This is a genomic window from Pseudoalteromonas sp. CNC9-20, assembly GCF_022347875.1.
Classification (GTDB): Bacteria; Pseudomonadota; Gammaproteobacteria; order Enterobacterales; family Alteromonadaceae; genus Pseudoalteromonas; species Pseudoalteromonas ruthenica.
This window is the reverse complement of sequence record NZ_JAKRFS010000004.1, coordinates 174,829-194,415: the sequence shown is the minus strand read 5'-3', so window position 1 is coordinate 194,415 and position 19,587 is coordinate 174,829. Positions and strand designations below refer to the sequence as shown.

The window sequence follows — 19,587 nt, the reverse complement described above, 5'->3', positions numbered from 1 at the left end:
GGTTAATACTCGTCGTCCATCGCCGGGCCAGCGTAATTATCAAAGCGTGAGTATTGCCCTTGGAAGGTTAACCTGACCTTACCAATAGGGCCATTCCGCTGTTTACCAAGAATAATCTCTGCGGTGCCTTTATCTGGGCTGTCCTCGTTGTAAACCTCATCACGATAAATAAACATGATTAAGTCGGCGTCCTGCTCGATTGACCCCGATTCACGCAAATCCGAGTTAACTGGGCGCTTATCAGCACGTTGTTCAAGTGTCCGGTTCAGCTGCGAGAGCGCCACAACAGGACACTCGAGTTCCTTCGCCAGTGCTTTTAATGAGCGCGATATTTCGGCAATTTCTAAGGTTCGGTTGTCCGATAAGCTTGGTACCCGCATTAATTGCAGGTAGTCGACCATGATCATGCTAATGCCACCGTGGTCGCGAGCAATTCGCCGCGCGCGTGAGCGCACATCGGTAGGAGTTAGGCCCGAGGCATCATCAATGTACATTTTGCCTTTTTCAATCAACAAGCCCATGGTTGAGGACAAGCGTGCCCAATCCTCGTCGTCCAGCTGGCCCGTTCTCACCTTGGTTTGATTTATGCGCCCGAGCGAGGCGAGCATACGCATCATGATTTGCTCTGAGGGCATCTCCAACGAGTAAATAAGCACCGGCTTATCTTGGGTCATCGCCGCATGTTCGGCCAAGTTCATGGCAAACGTGGTTTTACCCATGGATGGGCGCGCTGCAACAATGACTAAGTCCGAGGGCTGCAAACCCGCAGTCATCTGATCAAGGTCAGAGTAACCGGTACTGACTCCCGTAACCCCGTCTTGTGGCGACTGGTAAAGCTCTTCAATTTTATCCACGGTCTTTTCTAGGATAGTGTGGATATTTTGCGGCCCTTCAGTGCTTTTAGTGCGCTGTTCAGCAATTTTGAATACTTTGCTTTCTGCAAAGTCGAGCAAATCATGGCTGCCGCGCCCTTCGGGGTTAAACCCGGCTTCGGCAATTTCATTGGCAACACCAATCATTTCGCGGATCACCGCCCGCTCACGCACAATAGCAGCATAAGCGCTAATGTTAGCGGCACTGGGAGTGTTTTTAGCTATTTCACCGAGGTAAGCAAAGCCACCCACACTGTCGAGCTGATTGTTTTTCTCTAACGACTCGGAAATAGTGATCAGATCGATAGGCTGGCTGTCTTCAACCAAGCGCTCCATAGCCTCAAAAATCAGTCTGTGGGTACGCGTATAAAAGTCCTGAGCCACGACCAACTCAGCAACACGGTCAAAGGCCTCGTTATCGAGCATTAACCCACCAAGCACGGATTGCTCGGCTTCAATGGAGTGGGGAGGAACTTTTAGGCTATCAACCTGTTTGTCTATTTTTGCCATACATACTCAAAAGGCGGGGTGAATGGCTTTATTTTATCGGCTTGGCATCGCAGTGCAACAACTGCTTCGCTTTTTTGCTGACTGGTAAACAAGAAAAATAGCGAGCCCTAAGGGCTCGCCGAGGTTGGGTTAGTTTTTACGTAGGTGGGTGTTGCCACTAATGGTGGTTACTTGCACTTCGGCTTCGCCTTGGCCTAGTGTGAAGTGCAGGCTTTCACCCGTACCATACTTGGCTTCCACGGCTTTATCATCGCTCATTTCGTTGCGAATATCGCCGCCAGCATGGGCTTCTAAATCAAACCGTGCTGACAGATCGCTGGGTAGGTAGAGGTCTAAATCACCACTGACGCTCTCGGCGCGGATTTGCCCGTCGGCATGAAGCTTCGCCACACGGACCTCAAGCTCGCCATTGACGGTATTAATTTTTAAGCTGCCTAGGGCTTGAGCATTGAGCTGTAGATCACCGTTGACGTTTTCAAAGCGGATATCTTCAGCGCGGGTGCTCGATTCCACGTCGCCATTGACTAAGGTCATTTGTAATTGCCCTTGTGAATCAAGGTCGTTGATATCACCATTGACGGTTTGATAACGGATCTCTCCAGCTAGGTTTACGCCGTCAATATCGCCATTTACGGTCTCTAAATTGAGCTTGCCCTGTAACTGCTTGGCGTCAATATCGCCATTCACCGTTTCCACACGGGTATCATTGTGCAGTTCACTGACTATCACATCAACACTCACCCCTTCCATCACCAAGGCACTGGCATGGGGCATGTATATGGTTAACTTAGACCCCTCGTCATTATCATTATTATGCCCCCAACCTTGATTGTAGCGCTTGGGCATATCAACAATAAAATCCGTACGCTGACCACGGTTCTCAAGGGTATAGCCCTCGGCTTTGTCATCCAGCTCGCCGGTCACTTTAAAAGTGTTTTTGTCCCAACCTTTAATAGTGACTTCGCCACGTTGGTTATCGATATAAATACGACCATCCTTTGGCACGTCAAGTTGCTCATCAATTTTTTCGCCAGCGAAGGCCAAAACCGGGGCTAGCGCTAATGTATAAATAATTGCTTTCATTGTTATGCTCCTAAATACGCTGTAATACTGCGCCCTGCTTGGGCTGGTGTACGTTGTTAATTAAATTCAGTTGTTGTTGATAAACCTGCGCGAGCATATTAAGCAAAGCGCGGTTGTTAGGTTGTTCTTCAAGCGCGGTTTTGATTGCTTGCTCCGCTTGCTCGAGCTCTTGCAATTGCTGTTGCCAATTATCGGTCAGCGCTGGTTGTGCTTGATACTGCACCAGTAGGCTCTGCTTTTGTTGCTCGAATACATCGCTTATCACCGCGAATTGGTTACTCGGTTGCGAGCCTTGTTGGCTTGGTAAATTGAGCCCGATTACGGCGACTAAAATGGCAGCGGCGGCACTACCCAAAGCTGGTTTAAACCAGCTTTTATCAGCTGTATGCGTGTGCGCATTAATCCCCTGCTCAATACCGGGCCAAAGATCGCGCTCCGGGCTGATCTCTTTTTGCTGTTGTTGCAGTTGCTGGTTTAGAAACTGCTCAAAATCAGGTTTACTCATGCTCGTACCACTCCTTTAACAGCCCTCGGGCGCGATGGTATTGTGACTTTGAAGATCCCACCGCCATATTCATAATCTTGGCTATCTCTTCATGGCGATAGCCCTCTACTGCGTGCAGAACAAAAACTTGTCGTGCCCGTTCAGGTAGCCGCACTATGAGTTTATCAAGGCCGTTAAGCTCTTGGCATTGAGCCACTTGTTCATGCTCCATGCCCTGCTCTTCACTGCTCACGACGCGTTGCAGCCAGTTTTTTTGTTTGCGTAAATGGCTAATGGCAATATTGCTGGTTACGCGATGCAACCAAGTACTAAATTGCGCTTTGCCATCAAAGCTGTGTATTTTTTGCCACAACTGCACAAACACCTCTTGGCTCACATCCTCCGCCTGAGTGGTGTCAGCCGCCAAACGCAAACTCAAGGCATAGACTCGCTTAATATGCTGCTGATACAGCTGTGCAAAGGCCTGCTGATTGCCCTTTTTCACCTGTTGTATCAGTTCTGCCTCGTTTGGCGGCGGTGGTGCGGTTGCCCTTGCCTCTGCGGCATGACCCTGCATGCGATATATCCTGTTGTTGTTATTCGCTTTGTTACTGTATTAGACGCGCACTAAAGTACAAAGGGTTTAAATGGGTTTTAAATTTTTTTATTTATTTTTTTTGCGTTCACTGAAAGTGTAAGGACATTGGATTTTTAGGGCGTATAGGATAATCTTGTGGTGCAAGGAATACGCAGCAATAACGGAGATTCAAGGATGATAGACGAAATACAGCCCAACTATGCAAGCTATTCAATAGACGAACTTGAAGACGCATTAAGGCACGTGGACAGCGAGGCCTACCCGCAAAGAGTGCAAGCGATTAAGCAAGAGCTACAAATCAAACGCGCACAACATACTGCCGCTAAACAAGCTAACACTGAGCACTCAGATAATGAGCAGTTTTTTAAATGCCCGTCTTGCCTTAAGTCCATTAGCTTTTTCTCTAAAGCAGCAAACTCTTGGGGGAAAACCAAAACATGCCCGCACTGCGGCGCGCACTTCGAGGTTCGCATGAACTATGTTGCTTTGGCTATTGCCGTGGTGCCTTTGGTGTTCGTGCATCGCCTGCTATTCATACCGATTTTAGTGGCGATGGGGCTACCTGGCGCTATCGGCATGGGTATTGTCACCGGCACGGCTATGGCCTTGTCGATGCGCTTTAAAAAGCCCTCTCAGGATTAATTTATGGCAAACGCTCAACGGGAAAACTTATAAAGGCCTACATTTGAATAACATAGCAATCATAGTGATACGTCTATATCAACGCTTTGTCTCCCCTTACAAGGGATTTCGTTGCGCCCATGCGTGCTTACATAAAGGTGCATCTTGCTCTAATGCCGTCCTTGCCATAGTAAAGCAACACGGCTTTTTTCATGGTTATGCCAATATCAAAGCACGATTGCATGCCTGTAAATTGGCTCACGCCACACTGCAACTCAACGCTCAAGAAGATAGCAACAAACGCAAAAAGAAAGAAAACCGCCATGACTGCTGCGACCCATCCGCAGCATGTGACGCAGCCAGCTGTGCCGGCAAAGGTAAGCATTGCGACTTAGCCGAGCTACCTTGCAGTTGTTGGCCTTAGATACAAATACTGGCTTTACCTTGCGCATAGATGCAATACACTAAAAAGCCCCTTTATAGGGGCTGAGATTGGTAGTAGGGATAGTTAAACTCGCTAAGGTGATAGCTCTTCCGGGGTTTTATACTGCCAGCCAAGGAATATCACCCGGCGCTGACCGCCTAAATTTCCACCTTGTGACTTTTTCAGCGCGGTGTCGTAATGAATATCACCATCACCACATACACTGACCCTTTTCCCCCGAATGGCCCCGTACAGCTCACCACTGGCACCAAACTTTACATTGCTATAGGGTGCATAAATAGTTCCGTACATTTGTCCCGTGCCAGATAGCTCAACACCAAAGTCGCCCCCGCATTGGGTTGCTGTGGAGTTATCTTGATACCCAGAATACAGACTGAAAGGCGGTAGCTTGTTGCTATTAAGTGTTTTCTTGAGCACGTTAACGGGTTGCTGAATTTGACTTTTACCTTGAACAAATAACGTCAAACTTGCACCTTCATTGATATTTAGTGCGCTATTACCATTGGTTGTAAGCTTGAAATCGCCATTAATGTAAAAAACGACATCTCCCTTTGCAATCGTCAATTCAGCTCCATTAATAATCAGATCATCTAGAAAGTATACCGATCCGTATTGCCGCCCCAATATAGAAGTTGAGGTTGGCATGTAGATAGAACCAAAACTATCACGGCCTTGTTCGTCGTCGAACTGTGCATGATTACCCCACCCTGTCACATTGAGTCCCTGACGAGGCAACTTTTGCTGCAGCTTTGCTAACTCAGAGGGCAACGAGTAAGGATCACAGTTGGTGTCTGGGTCTTTAGGGTCGTGGTTAGGATCCTCGCTATTACTGGCAGGAACAGCGGGAACGGTAACAGTTTGGTGATAAGGCGCACCTTTATAATTAGTGCCGGCGATAGAGTCTTTATTATTTTCTTCCGTGGTATTGTTACCACCATACAGAACGGCTAACCCATTATTGTTGATATTTCTAACAGCAAATGAGGGAGTAAAATGAACATCTTGCTCGGCTCTTACCACTCCTAATATATGGCGCCCCTGATAAGTAACACTGCCTTTTGCCAAAATATCCCCGCCAATTCGCGTTTTCACAGGAAAACCAGGCGGTATCGTATAATCTCCTGAACTACCGCCACTGACATCAATATCGCCATTGGCATGAACAGTCCCGGATATAAATCCTGCTCCGGTAATGTTGATGTTTCCTGTTGCACGTACATCACCCCACGTGGAAGAACCACCACTGACAACGATATCCGCATTAGGTGAAATCGTTTTCACATGCGCTTGGGTTGAGGCGTTGTCGCGATCGTACTGGCCATCAAGCTGCTGCGAATCATAGCTATCTATGTTCCCACCCGCTGAATTTAAGATTCCATCACAGCCAACTATGGCGGTGTTAAAAGGCGCATAGCCACCGTTACTGGTAACAGCGTATCTGGCCACTAAATTAGCCTCTGCTTCACCAGCATAACGCTCTCCTAACGCAGCGATTTCCAGCTCACCCGCCCCATTTTTATTTAGTTGTGCACGATACTTTAGGTCTCCCTTATGAATGGAGCCACTGTGTGCTTGCTCAGTTTGCGCTACGAGATCGTCAATATCAGCATCAGGGTTTGCATGCAGTTGCTGCTGCACTTTCTCAGCCTGAGCAAAAACGGCTCGTTCAGACATCATCCGCGCATTAACTTTCTTCTGAAAGTTGCCACTGAGGCGCTCTTGCACGATGCTGTCTTTTAGTGAAGTAAATACCACCACGCCAGCGACCACGGTTAATAACATCACACTGACTAGAGTGAAGCCCTGCTGTTGCTTCATGAACTTGCTCCGTATAGTTCACTTAAAATTAATCGCGACGCTGCAATATCGATTTGTACTTGGCCTCCAAACTGCTGCGGCAATCCCTGAGGAGTAACATTAATGGTGGTGAGCTTAGTGGTCGCATCATAGCTAAAACTGAGCGCCGTTACACCGGTCAGGATGTCTTCGCCGCCAGCGCCCATATCACACTGTATACGCCCATCAACCAAGCGGTATTGCTCAATATAATCAGCGCTAGGCGTGGTGCCCAAACACGATAAAACGCCCGCCTGTTGCTGAACCCGCAGCGTACTGCCATCAGCACTGACCACAGGCGCAAATGGGGTTTGTTTAAGGCTGCGAGTGAGCACCTGAGAAGTGAAACGAACCACCTCTTGTGCATTTTCTAGCTCTTTAGTCGCACTTACAGTGCCTTTGATAGTGGCGTAAGAAAGCCCAACGCCAGCGATTAAAAAGCTACCTACGGCTAAAGCAACCATTAGCTCAACTAAAGTAAAACCTAAATGAGCGCGTTTCATAAGCCACACTCCGCAGCCGAGAGCGTTGGATATTGAGCAAAAATGCGCAACTTAGATTGCAGGCCATCATCAAGGCGACTATCTGGCCACTGCACTTCAATGGCTAAATCGTCATTAAAGTTGGCGGGAAAGGTAATGCTGTAGTCATCGATTTGCGGTGCCAAGGTGGTGTTTTTGAAGTTGCCGTTAAAACCACCACCATGCTTGAGCGCGCATAAATTTGGCCAGATGCGCTCTGCAGCATTGTTGGCCTGTACAATGGCCATGGTGTAGTTGAAACTGCTCGTCGCATACTGCAATGACTTGAGTTGTGCGCTGCCCAGCCCCAACAAGGCAATGGCTGCAATCGCCACCGACACCATAATTTCTAATAACGAAAAGCCAGACTGGATTGCTTTTACACGCATGCTTCACCTTCCTCAGCTAGCCAGCTTTGGCCGCTGCGTAGTACGCATAAGCGATAGTCCGTGGTACTGGCATCATTGTCAGTGATCAATATATTAGTGGCGTTGTTAAGCTCACCAGTGATGGCAACAATGCGGTTAGGCAGCGCAATCGTTAGCGAGCTATGTTGCTTGGTAAAAGCTCTTAGCACGGCTTCATTTGCTTCACCTGGATTGGCTACCACTTGCCACTGTTCGGCTGAAGCGCGCAAATTAATAGCTCGCTCACGCTTAACAGCTTCGCTGCGAGCGAACTTAAACACACTATGAAGTTGGTTCGCGTGATTGACAATGCGGTCTTGCTTTATGAACTGTATATATGACGGCGTGGCGATAATAGCGGCGATAGCGATGATTGCTACCACCACCATTAACTCAACTAAAGTAAAGCCTAGGGCTGAATATCGTCCTTGATGCATTGGGTTAATTCCCCCAACAATCGTCGTCATCACCAGCGCTAGCGCGTTGCTGACCGACTTCGTTGATACTCAGGGTGCCACACTCGTCGCCACTCTGTGCCGCTTTGGGAATAGCCCGCAAGGTGAACTTTTTAGCATCATAATGTGCGCCGCCGCTACTAGAGATAGTTGGCTGCGGGGCATACCGCAAGGTGTAATAATCAGATGTGGGGAGGGTAAAGTTACTAGGGTATCCGCCCATACGAGAATATGTACGTTCAAGCACGGCAACAACTTGCAGCATATTTTGCTGCATATCCGCACGGCGTCCTTTTTCCATATACTCGCTGTAGGCTGGCATCGCCACTGCATACAAAATACCGATAATAGCGACCACTATCATCATTTCTATCAGGGTAAAACCGCGTTGAAGCATTCCTTGTAAGCGCATTGTTTTGCCTAGAATTTTATTAAGACTGGGTTAAGATATAATGACAACGCTGTCAAAGTCAATTTTATTACTCCACATTTGTGCATAAGTTATTCTTTAATTTAATGCAAAAGTAACAGCAATTTCGTTAATGACTTATAAACGAATAAAAATAACATCTAAGTTGTAGGTTTTTTCCCTTATCTAAGGTATAGGTATGAGGATAGTATTAGCCTGGGTAACGAAAAAATACGACAAGATCTACCTGTAAGCATTTGCTCGACGCAGAGCATCACCTCCTAATATAAAGCGCTTTGTCAGGTTGAAACCTGACCTACAAAAGTCAACCTTTTTGATTCACGCTGTCTATCAAGACTTTTTGTGGAATGCGCTTGAAACAACGAATAGGACTGCAGGCGGGTATAAGAAAGAACAGCTTCACTGTCGCCGCTTGAGGATGACAAGCTCTGCAAGAAACGAGCAATGCCAACATCAGACAGGCATAAAAAAACCGCGCCTAAGCGCGGTCTTTATAAAGCTAATCGACGATTAAGCTTCAGCAATAACGATCACTTTGATAGAAGCCATCACTTCTGCGTGAACCTGGATTGCTACGTCGAATTCACCTGTTTCACGGATAGTACCGTTAGGTAGGCGAACTTCTGATTTAGCTACTTCGATGCCCGTTGCAGAGATCGCATCAGCGATGTCACGAGTACCGATTGAACCAAATAGTTTACCTTCGTCACCAGCTTTAGAAACTAGCGTCACTTCTGCAAGTGCTTCAAGTTTCTCAGCGCGAGCTGTAGCAGCAGCTAGCTCTTCAGCGATTTTCGCTTCAAGCTCAGCACGACGTGCTTCGAAAGTTTCGATGTTAGCTTTAGTTGCAGGAACTGCCTTACCTTTCGGGAACAGGAAGTTACGTGCGAAACCAGATTTAACAGAAACCTGGTCACCTAGGCCACCTAGGTTTGCGATCTTGTCTAGTAGAATAACTTGCATGTCTCTACACCTTTTAAAAACTGTTAATCCGCTGCTTACTTGTGTAAGTCAGTGTATGGAAGAAGGGCTAGGTAGCGAGCACGCTTGATAGCAGTTGCTAGCTGACGCTGATACTTAGCGCTAGTACCTGTGATACGGCTAGGTACGATTTTGCCACTTTCGGTAACATAGTTTTTAAGAGTAGCTAGATCTTTATAATCGATTTGTTTTACGCCTTCCGCTTTGAAGCGGCAGAACTTACGACGTCTGAAGTAACGTGCCATGAGTATTTTCCTCAATTAATTCTTTCAATTTGCTGAGCATGCAGTACCAGTTGACTGAGGCCGTTTCGGCCTTGGTGGCGGTTTAAAAACCCCCGCACTCGCACTGACTGCTCAACTTGCAAATATTGTGTTGCTGATTGATGCTCCGAACCACTTGCTACCACCTGAATACGCACATAACTTTGACGGTTTAGTTGCGCTTCAACCTGTATTGAACGGTGCTCTAGCACGAAAATACAGTGGGGGACACCGGCCGGGCTTTGACTGAACTTAGGGGCCTTACAAACAGTGCCACCTAATTCGACTAGATTGAGCGCTTGCTCACTAGGCGTTTCAGCCATTACAACCACGCAGAACGATTAAGCTTCAGCAGCTTCTTTTTTCTCTTCTTTTGCAAGAGGAGAAGCTTCAGTTACTGCATCTTTAGTGCGCATAACTAGGTTACGAAGCACTGCATCGTTGTAGCGGAAAGAAGTTTCAAGCTCGTTGATTACTTCAGTAGGTGCTTCAACGTTCATTAGAACATAGTGTGCTTTGTGAAGCTTTTCGATTGGGTAAGCCAGTTGGCGACGGCCCCAGTCTTCTAGACGGTGAATCTTACCGCCAGCTTCAGTGATAGAACCAGTATAACGCTCGATCATACCAGGAACTTGTTCACTTTGATCTGGATGAACCATGAATACGATTTCGTAATGACGCATGGGTATTCCTTACGGTTAATATAGCCTTCCACCGTTTCGGCCGGTCGGTTTAAGGCAAGGAATTAATGTTAAATGGCCGAAATGAGCGCGTATTCTACGCATTGTTGGCAAATTAAGCAACTTAAAAGAAGGCGAATACCAGTAAATTACGCCTGATTGATGCGAGGTAATGACATAGAATACGGAGCCAGGCACACACCTTAAAATATCAAGGGGGGTGAATGCCTAACTGGCGTTATGCGCTTCGCTGTCTGAGCACTTCAAACAAGCTAATGCCGGTCGCGACCGAGACATTTAGGCTAGAGACCGTGCCCACCATAGGAATTTTCACCAGCACATCACAGTGTTCACGCGTTAAACGGCGCATTCCATCGCCCTCAGCACCCATGACAATGGCGATAGGGCCGGTGAGGTTGGCATCAAACAACGTGGTATCGGTCTCTCCTGCCGTGCCGACAACCCACACCCCCGCGTCTTTAATTTCGCGCAAGGTCCGAGCAAGGTTAGTCACTTGCACTAACGGCACCACTTCGGCGGCACCACAAGCGACCTTTCGTACCGTCGCATTTAACTTCGCCGACTTATCCTTGGGCACGATAACCGCATGCACACCGGCAGCGTCGGCACTACGCAGGCAGGCCCCCAAATTGTGGGGATCGGTGATGCCATCTAAGACCAACAAGAAGGGCGTTTGCTCTCGGCTAATAATGGCGTCTAAGTCACGCTCGTTATATTGTTTACCTTGGCGAACTCGAGCAATAATGCCCTGATGCTGTTCGCCTCGGGCTTTGTCATCCAGCGCTTTACGCTGCATAAACTGCACCGAAATACCGAATTGCCGAGCCTGATTGATCAACGCATTTAGACGCTTATCATCGCGCCCTTTTAAAGCATACAGTTCAATGAAGCGCTCGGGCTCGCGGCTGAGGATGGCTTCGACACTATGAAAACCAAAGATTAATTCGTTACTCACTGGGACTCTCTACTTTTTCGTTTTCTTACGAGCATTTTTACCTGCTCGTGACTTTTTCTTGCTTTTACTAGCCTTTACATTTTTGCCAGCTGTTGTTTTTTTGTCTTTAGAGGCTTTCTTTTTACCGCCACTTTTCTTACCACTGGGTGTTGGCTTCTTGCCTTTTCCTGGAATATCGCCCGCTTTAAGCTTATCGCGCACCGAAGGCTTTTTCGCCTTGCGCCGAGCATAACGATCGGGCTCTTGTTGCGCCAGGGCAAGATTGATACGGCGCTCTTCTAAAGACACCGAGGCCACTTGCACCGATATTTTATCACCCATGCGATACACAGTACGACTGTGCTCACCGACAAGGCAATGTTTAGCGCCATCGAAATGGAAAAATTCATCACCCAGGTTAGCAATATGAACCAGACCGTCTATTTGCAGGTCATCTAAGCGCACAAACAAACCAAAATTAGTGACCGACGAGATAACCCCGCCAAAGTGCATGCCAACATGATCCTGCATATACTCGCACTTCAGCCAATCAGCGACTTCACGAGTCGCATCATCGGCGCGGCGCTCGGTCATTGAGCACTGCTCACCGAGTTGATCCGCTTCATCATCGTTGTATTCATACTCACCACTGGTTTGCTGCCCTTGCGCTTTGAGTATGGCCTTGATAGCGCGATGCACGACCAAGTCGGGATAACGGCGGATTGGCGAGGTAAAGTGCGCATAAGCGGGCAGTGCCAAGCCAAAGTGACCAATGTTGTCAGGCTGATAAACGGCTTGCTTCATCGCTCGCAGCAACATAGTTTGAATCAGTCCCAACTCTGGGCGATCGGCTAATTTGTCGATGGCAGCGGTAATCTCCGCTGGCTCGGGAGAATCCCCAAAGGGGTTCTCTATGCCGAGTTCACCAAGGAACTGGCGAAAGTGTCCAAGCTTCTCACTGTCCGGTTCATCATGCACACGATACAAGGCACTGGCCTCGTGCTTTTCTAGTAACCGCGCCGCTGACACGTTCGCTAAAATCATGCATTCTTCGATAAGCTTATGGGCGTCGTTACGCACGACGGGTACTATAGACTCAATTTTGCGCTGCGCGTTAAACACAAACCGTGTTTCCAGGGTTTCAAATTCGATGGCACCACGCTCTTGACGCGCTGCTTTTAGCGCCATATACATCTGCTGCAAGTCTTGCAGATGACCCACTAGGGGCGCGTACTCTTCACGCAATTTTTCATCGCCTTCTAAAATTGCGTGCACCTTGGTGTAGGTAAGGCGCGCGTGCGAGTTCATCAGTGCTTGATAAAAACGATAGCCTGAGAGCTTACCGGCTGCAGAGACCGTCATTTCCGCAACCATACACAGGCGGTCGACCTTCGGATTCAGTGAGCATAAGCCATTGGATAGCACCTTAGGGAGCATGGGAATAACTTGCTCAGGGAAGTACACTGAGTTACCGCGATTAATCGCTTCTTGATCTAAAGGGGAGCCTTTTTGCACATAATGGGAGACATCAGCAATCGCCACCCATAGACGCCAACCACCGGACTTTTTGCGCTCACAAAATACAGCGTCATCAAAATCTCGGGCATCTTCGCCATCAATGGTGACCAAGGGCAAATGACGCAGGTCAACGCGCCCTTGTTTGTCTTGCTCTGCCACCTGCTCGCCTAAAGGAGCCACCTGCTCCTCAACTTCTTGTGGCCACTGATGAGGGATTTCATGATTTCGCAGCGCTACCTCAATTTCCATACCCGGTGCTAAATGCTCACCGAGCACCTCTGTGACCTTGCCTACCGCATTCATATGGCGGCTTGGGTTTTGGGTGATCTCAATTTGCACCATTTGGTTGTGGCGCGCACCTTTTTCTGCCCCAGGGACAATAATGATATCTTGCGTAATGCGTGGGTCTTCTGGCACAACCACGGCCATACCATGCTCAACAAAGTAACGGCCAATGATTGGCGCACGCTCGCCTTCAAGTACTTTCACAATGCGTGCTTCAACCTTGCCACCTTGGCCACGGGAGCCCGCTTTAGCTAACACCACATCGCCATGTAACACGGTGTTCATTTGGTGGCGAGCAATAAACCAGTCTTTAGGTTCACCTTCGACTTGCAAAAAACCAAAGCCATCACGATGGCCAATGACCTTACCTTTGACTAAGCCACTATCATCGGGAATAACGTAGCATTTGTGCTTATTGAAATGCAGCTGCCCTTCACGCTCCATGGCGCGCAGGCGGCGCTTAAAGGCAATTTGACGCTCACTGTCATATACATCCAGCTCGGAACAAAGTTGGCTGAAATTAGCAGGCTTAGCGCGTTTTTTAATGTGGTCGAGAATGAACTCTCGGCTGGGGACGGGGTTTTCGTATTTTTGCTGTTCTCTATCGAGGTACGGATCCTGTTTGGTCATTCAATAACTTATACGGTGACTTATGGTGTTATTTTAACCCATATCGGGAAAAGGCAACAGGTAAATACTGTTAAACTTTATTGATCAACGGGTAATCGTGCCCGTGCAACCACGCTATCGGGCATTTTTTGCGCCAATTTACTTAACTGCGCACCAATTTTCTTGTGTAGGTTGCGATCTGCAACTTGGGTATGAAACAGCCAGCGATAAGCATCTTCATAGTCGCGTGGACTGCCGTAGCCTTGATTAAACAGCTTTACCAAACGCATTTGCGCTGGCAGGTTACCTTGTGCAGCAGCTTCACGCAAATACACGATAGCCATGGCTTTATCGGCCTGAACTAAGCGGCCAATATCATAGTAGCGTCCCAACTGCTCTAACGCCTCGGCTAAGCCTTGCTCAGCGGCTTGGCGCATGTAGTAAACACCTAAGTCCACATCTCGTTCAACGCACACATTGTAAGCGAGCATATCACCGTAGAGGAACTGATAACTGGGCAACTTCATTTTACTCGCGCGCGCGGCAATATCTTGCACAAGTTGGCAATCATCATCCTGCACCCGCTTTAAATGGGCGTTTTTTCGTATTAATTTAACCAACTCATCCTGTGTATACAGCTGTACGGCCTCTAACGGCTCTGCCGCATGAGCTGTGGTGCTGAGCACACTGGTCAGTAATAACATGGTTAACAAATGGCGCATGACGCTCCTTTGACGAATCAACTCTCTCATCAATTTATAGCAAAACCAGTGCCAAAATTGGTATATACAGGCACAAAAAAAGCTGCCGCAGCAGCTTTTTTCCACACCCTACGCTTATTCAGCAAATGGGTTGCGCACAATCATGGTTTCAACACGATCTGGGCCGGTTGAAATAATATCAACCGGAACACCGGTGATTTCTTCAACACGCTTGATATAGTCGATTGCCGCTTTAGGCAAGTCTTCAACACGAGTAACACCGAAGGTGTTATCGCTCCAGCCTGGCATTTCTTCATACACTGGCGTTACTTTTTCGTAGCCTTCAGCAGCAAGCGGTGTAACGTTAGTAACAGTGCCGTCTTCAAGCTGATAACCAGTACAAATCTTAATAGTTTCGAGGCCATCAAGTACGTCGAGTTTGGTCATACAAAAGCCTGAGATGCTATTGATTTGTACCGCACGGCGCATAGCCACAGCATCAAACCAACCTGTACGGCGCAAACGGCCGGTCGTAGCACCAAACTCGTGGCCTTTTTCGCCAAGGTGTTTACCCACTGGGTCTTGCTTATCAACGCCATCATAAAGCTCTGTTGGGAATGGACCTGAACCCACACGCGTAGTGTAAGCTTTAACAATACCCAACACATAATCTAGGTTCAGCGGGCCAAAACCTGCCCCTGTCGCCACCCCACCGGCGGTGGTGTTAGATGAAGTAACATATGGGTATGTACCGTGGTCGATATCCAGCAACGTGCCTTGTGCACCTTCGAACAGGATGTTGTCGCCTTTTTCACGGGTCTGATCCAATAGCTCAGTCACATCAACGACCATCGATTTAAGGATATCCGCCACAGCCATGGCATCATCAAACGTCTTTTGGAAGTCGACTGGCTCAACTTTGTAGTAGTTTTCTAAAGTGAAGTTGTGGTACTCAAGAATTTCGCGCAACTTATTGGCAAACTGCTCAGGGTTGAACAAGTCACCAACACGAAGACCACGGCGTGCAACCTTGTCTTCATACGCAGGACCAATACCACGGCCTGTGGTACCAATGGCTTTAGCGCCACGCGCCTTTTCACGTGCCATATCAAGCTCAACGTGATAGGGCAGAATAAGCGGACACGCTTCAGAGATAAGCAGACGCTCACGCACCGGTACGCCACGCTCTTCAAGCATGGTAATTTCTTTCATCAATGCGTCGGGGGCCAGAACTACGCCATTACCGATAACACATTTTACGTTGTCACGTAGCACACCCGACGGGATCAGGTGTAGAACTGTTTTCTCGCCATCGATCACCAAAGTGTGACCAGCATTGTGCCCACCTTGATAACGGACCACTAAAGATGCTTTATCTGTAAGGAGGTCTACGACCTTTCCTTTCCCCTCGTCACCCCACTGGGTGCCTAGTACAACGACGTTTTTACCCATTGCAAATTCACTTAGAAAAAATTAGGCGCAGATTTTATCAGAAAAGCCGGGGGCAGATCACCCCGTTTTGGTTATTTTTTCCGCTAATAGAAAATTCATTGCTAGCTCAGCAAGCTAGACGAGGTTAATAAGGTGGAACACAAGCGCGCCAGTAAGGATTAAGATGATACCCACCACTTTCAAGGTGCGTTCATCACTGCTCGCTAGCTGCGCCATGTATGCACGCCACTTTTTTGGAAACAGTGCTGGGCCTAGCCCTTCGAAAATAAGCATAAGCGCAAAGGCGCTTACTAACAATTGCCAGCTCATTAGACTCTCTCAGTGACAAAAAAGCCCCGAGGCGATGGCTCTCGGGGCTATTACTGACTATGACGAGATTACTGTGGTTCTGCGTTCTTCATGTACTTGAAGAATTCACCATCAGGCTCAATCACCATCACGTCTTGCTTGTTTTTAAAGGTTTTCTTGTATGCATCTAAGCTACGCAAGAAACCAAAAAACTCAGGGTCTTTGTTATAAGCGTTGGCGTAGATTTTTGCCGCCTGTGCATCACCCTGACCACGTACAGAACGCGCATTACGCTCAGCATCGGCGAGCATAACCGTCACCCGACGGTCCACTGACGCACGGATTTCTTCCGCTTTTTCTTGACCTTCAGAGCGGTGCTCTTTCGCTACAGCGGTACGCTCAGCACGCATACGTTGGTAAATAGAATTACTCACCTCGTCTGGTAGGTTAATTTGTTTAACCCGTACGTCGAGGACTTCAATTCCGAGCTCGCGCGCACTTTCAGAGGCTTGAACCAAGGCTTCTTCCATTAACTCACTACGCTCACCAGAAACAATTTCTTTGATAGTACGCGCACCAAAGTTGGTACGAAGGCCATTGTTTACTTTTTGCTTTAGTAACGTTTCAGCGTAATTTTTATCGCCACGGGTACGTAGGTAAAAATCACTGAAGTTTTGTACTCGCCACTTCACGTAAGAATCAACGATAAGATCTTTTTTCTCACTGGTTACGAAGCGATCCGGAGTTCCGTCTAGGGTTTGAATACGCGCATCGAGCTTACGCACTTGCGCCACGAAAGGCACCTTAAAGTGCAAGCCTGGCTCATACACCACAGCGTTGTCGGTATCGTCTTTTTGTACTTTAGAGAATAACAACACAATAGCGCGCTGCCCTTCTGGTACTACAAACACCGAAGAAAACGAAAGTACTACTGCAGCAATAATGAGGATTATACTAAAATTTCTCACTGCTATCTTCCTCCGTTAAAGCGGTCTTTAGAGAAACGATCATTGCCAGAATTTACTTGGCTGTTACGCGATGCATTGGCACCTAACTTGTTGCGTAAGTCTTGAATGCTATTAGCGCTAGGCAAGGTGATTTTTTGCCCTGACTGATGCTTATCTAGCAGTTTGTCCAGCGGTAGATACATCATGTTGTTGCCACCTTCGACATCAACAAGCACCTTCGTGCTGCTGCCTAGTACTTGCTCCATAGTCTCTAGATACAAGCGTTGGCGGGTCACATCTTTCGCTGCTGCATACTCAGGCAATAGCTTTTCAAAACGAGCCACCTCACCTTGTGCTTCCAGGGTAACGCGTTCACGGTAACCTTCAGCTTCTTGGGTCATACGCGTTACTTGACCACGGGCACGTGGCTCAATTTCACGGGCATACGCCTCAGCTTCGCGGATAAAGCGCTCTTCATCCTCTTGCGCAGCGATAGCATCATCGAACGCATCTTTTACTTCAGCAGGTGGGCGTGAGTCTTTAAAGTTCACGTCGGTCACTATCAGGCCAAGGTTATATGGTTCGATAATGTCGTTAAGCTCATCCCAGGTGTTTTGACGCACAATTTCACGACCTGTAGTGAGTACCTGGTCCATTTGCGAGTGGCCCACAACATAACGTAGAGCACTGTCCAACGCCTGCTGCAGGCTGTGATCAGCGTCAGTTACACTGTACTTGTAAAGATAAGGGTCAACCACACGGTACTGCACTTCAAACTCAACGCTCACGACGTTTTCATCTTCGGTGAGCATAAAGCCGGAAGCAGACAACGAACGCACTGCTTCAATATCAACAGGGATAACACGCTCGATAAAGGTCGCTTTCCAGCGTAAACCGGGCTGCGCAATACGGTCAAACTTACCAAATTGTAGCACCACACCTCGCTCGGCTTCTTTAACGGTGTAGAAGCCACTTAGGCCCCAGATGATCGCAGCAATTACAAGCACGATAAGCAATCCAACGCCGCCTAAACCGCCGTTTTTATTGTTACCGCCCCCTTTTTTACCACCAAACAAGCCACCAAACTTATCGCTGTACTTTTTCAGTACTTCATCTAAATCTGGCGGTCCTTGGTCACGACCACCTTTATTGTTCCAAGGATCTTTGTCGTTGCCATTGTTACCCGGCTCGTTCCAGGCCATAGCCATACTCCATAGTTATCAATGTTTGTTGCTAGGGGTAATGCTATCGCAGCATTACCGTTGTTGTCATACTTAGTCGACAGATTTATGCCCCCAAGTTGACGCAAGAAAATCATGGTTGTCGCTACTTTAGCGCATTTTCATGCACTACGTAAGGTAGCCATCAATTTGTTCACCAATTTCCTTTTTCAATTTATTCCATTCACTCATTGGTACGTTAACGCTAAGCAGCCAGTTTCCTTGCTCATCGAAGTCCTCTGAGCTAATGCTATTGAGATTGTATAACGCGCCGCGCAGCCGCCCTTGTGAGGGGGGCACACGCAAGTCGGCATTAAGCATTTGCTTCGCGAGCAACTCACTAATAGCCTGCTTCAGTAGCTCCATTCCTTGACCTTGCTGCGCCGATAGCCAAACTCGCATCGGTTTGCCTTCATCATCGCGGTCAATGCGCGCCTCAACGTCTTCAAGCTGGTCAATCTTATTGTAGATGAGTAGCTGCGGTATTTCGTTCGCCTCAATCTCTTCTAGTACTTCTTGCACCTGCTCTATATTCTCTTTACGACGCGAGTCTGCCGCATCGATTACATGGAGCTGTAAATCGGCTTCACGAGTCTCGGTCAGCGTCGCTTTAAATGCCGCGACTAAGTCATGCGGTAAGTGGCGGATAAAACCTACGGTATCGGCCAAAATAACACTACCGATGTCTGGCACTTCAAGCTTTCTAAGTGTTGGGTCTAAGGTCGCGAACAATTGATCCGCAGCATATACCTCAGACTCGGTAATGCGGTTGAATAGCGTTGATTTCCCAGCGTTAGTGTAGCCAACCAGAGAGACACTCGGGATTTCGTTGCGGTTACGTGCACGACGACCCTGCTCGCGCTGCTTAGCGACCTTATCTAAACGTTTTAAAATACTTTTAATGCGCCCTCGTAACAGCCGTCTATCGGTCTCAAGTTGCGTCTCACCAGGGCCGCGTAAGCCAATACCGCCCTTTTGTCTTTCTAAGTGCGTCCAACCACGTATTAAACGGGTGGAGATATGCCGTAGCTGCGCCAATTCAACTTGTAATTTACCCTCGTGGGTGCGGGCGCGCTGAGCAAAAATATCAAGGATAAGGGCAGTTCTGTCGAGCACACGACATTGACACAACTTTTCCAAGTTGCGCTCTTGTGATGGGCTTAATTCGTGGTTGAATATAATGACATCTGCGTTGTGGGATTTGACAATCTCAGCTATCTCTTCTGCCTTCCCCGTGCCGACGAAAAGCTTCGGGTGTGGTGCCTGGCGACTGCCTTGCACAACCGCCAGACTGCTAACACCTGCAGAAGATACCAACATTTCCAACTCATGAAGATCTTCTCTATCGCCTTCATGGGGAAATTCGATGTGAACTAAGACTGCCTGTTCGCCGGCTTCATAACGGTCAAACAAGCATTATGCTCCT

At 48.0% G+C, this 19,587-nt stretch carries 23 protein-coding genes; 2 read left to right on the top strand and 21 right to left on the bottom strand.

The genetic code is table 11. The features are described 5' to 3' along the window. Positions 1 to 2: 2 nt before the first annotated feature. The 4 genes from dnaB to MHM89_RS11225 form a co-directional block, all read right to left on the bottom strand. Complete coding sequence (gene dnaB, locus MHM89_RS11240; RefSeq protein ID WP_022945637.1) at positions 3 to 1,382, bottom strand: replicative DNA helicase; 1,380 nt, start codon at positions 1,380 to 1,382, stop codon at positions 3 to 5. Positions 1,383 to 1,511: 129 nt separating this feature from the next. Next, a complete protein-coding gene (locus tag MHM89_RS11235; protein WP_239408800.1) occupies positions 1,512 to 2,465 on the bottom strand; it encodes a DUF4097 family beta strand repeat-containing protein in 954 nt (317 codons plus the stop codon). Between the two features lie 10 nt (positions 2,466 to 2,475). Continuing rightward, positions 2,476 to 2,970 carry a hypothetical protein gene (locus tag MHM89_RS11230; protein ID WP_022945635.1) on the bottom strand — a complete coding sequence of 165 codons (495 nt, stop codon included), beginning with the start codon at positions 2,968 to 2,970 and terminating at the stop codon, positions 2,476 to 2,478. Then, positions 2,963 to 3,526 carry a sigma-70 family RNA polymerase sigma factor gene (locus MHM89_RS11225; protein WP_239408799.1) on the bottom strand — a complete coding sequence of 188 codons (564 nt, stop codon included), beginning with the start codon at positions 3,524 to 3,526 and terminating at the stop codon, positions 2,963 to 2,965. Before MHM89_RS11225 ends, MHM89_RS11230 begins: the two co-directional genes overlap by 8 nt. 195 nt (positions 3,527 to 3,721) lie before the next feature. On the opposite strand from MHM89_RS11225, the gene MHM89_RS11220 reads away from it, so the two are divergent. Both MHM89_RS11220 and yidD read left to right on the top strand, forming a co-directional pair. Continuing rightward, complete coding sequence (locus MHM89_RS11220; protein WP_022945633.1) at positions 3,722 to 4,189, top strand: hypothetical protein; 468 nt, start codon at positions 3,722 to 3,724, stop codon at positions 4,187 to 4,189. Next, positions 4,131 to 4,592, top strand: a complete 462-nt coding sequence (gene yidD, locus MHM89_RS11215) for a membrane protein insertion efficiency factor YidD (RefSeq protein WP_343224228.1) — start codon at positions 4,131 to 4,133, stop codon at positions 4,590 to 4,592. The genes MHM89_RS11220 and yidD overlap by 59 nt, the downstream gene beginning before the upstream one ends. Before the next feature lie 93 nt (positions 4,593 to 4,685). On the opposite strand, the gene MHM89_RS11210 is transcribed toward yidD, so the two are convergent. From MHM89_RS11210 to hflX, 17 genes are all read right to left on the bottom strand, one after another. Further along, a complete protein-coding gene (locus MHM89_RS11210; RefSeq protein WP_239408798.1) occupies positions 4,686 to 6,431 on the bottom strand; it encodes a hypothetical protein in 1,746 nt (581 codons plus the stop codon). Next, the gene (locus tag MHM89_RS11205) at positions 6,428 to 6,952 is read right to left on the bottom strand and encodes a type II secretion system protein (protein WP_022945630.1); all 525 of its coding nucleotides are present in this window, start codon (positions 6,950 to 6,952) and stop codon (positions 6,428 to 6,430) included. The genes MHM89_RS11210 and MHM89_RS11205 overlap by 4 nt, the downstream gene beginning before the upstream one ends. Continuing rightward, positions 6,949 to 7,359, bottom strand: a complete 411-nt coding sequence (locus MHM89_RS11200; protein ID WP_022945629.1) for a prepilin-type N-terminal cleavage/methylation domain-containing protein — start codon at positions 7,357 to 7,359, stop codon at positions 6,949 to 6,951. The genes MHM89_RS11205 and MHM89_RS11200 overlap by 4 nt, the downstream gene beginning before the upstream one ends. Beyond that, positions 7,350 to 7,844 (bottom strand): GspH/FimT family pseudopilin, encoded by a 495-nt coding sequence (locus MHM89_RS11195; protein WP_239385572.1) that lies wholly within the window; start codon positions 7,842 to 7,844, stop codon positions 7,350 to 7,352. The genes MHM89_RS11200 and MHM89_RS11195 overlap by 10 nt, the downstream gene beginning before the upstream one ends. Further along, a complete protein-coding gene (locus MHM89_RS11190) occupies positions 7,819 to 8,244 on the bottom strand; it encodes a type IV pilin protein (RefSeq protein WP_138508041.1) in 426 nt (141 codons plus the stop codon). The genes MHM89_RS11195 and MHM89_RS11190 overlap by 26 nt, the downstream gene beginning before the upstream one ends. Before the next feature lie 528 nt (positions 8,245 to 8,772). Then, a complete protein-coding gene (gene rplI, locus MHM89_RS11185) occupies positions 8,773 to 9,225 on the bottom strand; it encodes a 50S ribosomal protein L9 (RefSeq protein WP_022945626.1) in 453 nt (150 codons plus the stop codon). 35 nt (positions 9,226 to 9,260) lie between these two features. Then, complete coding sequence (gene rpsR / locus MHM89_RS11180; RefSeq protein ID WP_022945625.1) at positions 9,261 to 9,488, bottom strand: 30S ribosomal protein S18; 228 nt, start codon at positions 9,486 to 9,488, stop codon at positions 9,261 to 9,263. A gap of 11 nt (positions 9,489 to 9,499) precedes the next feature. Further along, positions 9,500 to 9,829, bottom strand: coding sequence for a primosomal replication protein N (priB, locus tag MHM89_RS11175; protein ID WP_022945624.1), 330 nt, complete (start codon positions 9,827 to 9,829; stop codon positions 9,500 to 9,502). A gap of 18 nt (positions 9,830 to 9,847) precedes the next feature. Then, positions 9,848 to 10,189, bottom strand: coding sequence for a 30S ribosomal protein S6 (rpsF, locus tag MHM89_RS11170; protein WP_022945623.1), 342 nt, complete (start codon positions 10,187 to 10,189; stop codon positions 9,848 to 9,850). 235 nt (positions 10,190 to 10,424) lie between these two features. Beyond that, a complete protein-coding gene (rlmB, locus tag MHM89_RS11165; RefSeq protein ID WP_239408797.1) occupies positions 10,425 to 11,162 on the bottom strand; it encodes a 23S rRNA (guanosine(2251)-2'-O)-methyltransferase RlmB in 738 nt (245 codons plus the stop codon). Positions 11,163 to 11,171: 9 nt separating this feature from the next. Next, positions 11,172 to 13,574 carry a ribonuclease R gene (gene rnr / locus MHM89_RS11160; protein WP_239408796.1) on the bottom strand — a complete coding sequence of 801 codons (2,403 nt, stop codon included), beginning with the start codon at positions 13,572 to 13,574 and terminating at the stop codon, positions 11,172 to 11,174. Positions 13,575 to 13,651: 77 nt separating this feature from the next. Next, a complete protein-coding gene (locus tag MHM89_RS11155; RefSeq protein WP_235045749.1) occupies positions 13,652 to 14,257 on the bottom strand; it encodes a tetratricopeptide repeat protein in 606 nt (201 codons plus the stop codon). Between the two features lie 132 nt (positions 14,258 to 14,389). Next, positions 14,390 to 15,706 (bottom strand): adenylosuccinate synthase, encoded by a 1,317-nt coding sequence (locus MHM89_RS11150; protein WP_022945619.1) that lies wholly within the window; start codon positions 15,704 to 15,706, stop codon positions 14,390 to 14,392. A 114-nt stretch (positions 15,707 to 15,820) separates the two neighbouring features. Further along, the gene (locus MHM89_RS11145) at positions 15,821 to 16,015 is read right to left on the bottom strand and encodes a DUF2065 domain-containing protein (protein WP_045979187.1); all 195 of its coding nucleotides are present in this window, start codon (positions 16,013 to 16,015) and stop codon (positions 15,821 to 15,823) included. A 68-nt stretch (positions 16,016 to 16,083) separates the two neighbouring features. Next, positions 16,084 to 16,962 carry a protease modulator HflC gene (gene hflC / locus MHM89_RS11140; RefSeq protein ID WP_022945617.1) on the bottom strand — a complete coding sequence of 293 codons (879 nt, stop codon included), beginning with the start codon at positions 16,960 to 16,962 and terminating at the stop codon, positions 16,084 to 16,086. A 2-nt stretch (positions 16,963 to 16,964) separates the two neighbouring features. Then, positions 16,965 to 18,143 (bottom strand): FtsH protease activity modulator HflK, encoded by a 1,179-nt coding sequence (hflK, locus tag MHM89_RS11135; RefSeq protein ID WP_022945616.1) that lies wholly within the window; start codon positions 18,141 to 18,143, stop codon positions 16,965 to 16,967. 147 nt (positions 18,144 to 18,290) lie between these two features. Continuing rightward, on the bottom strand, positions 18,291 to 19,574 hold the full coding sequence (gene hflX / locus MHM89_RS11130) for a ribosome rescue GTPase HflX (RefSeq protein WP_022945615.1): 1,284 nt from the start codon (positions 19,572 to 19,574) through the stop codon (positions 18,291 to 18,293). Between the last annotated feature and the right edge of the window lie 13 nt (positions 19,575 to 19,587).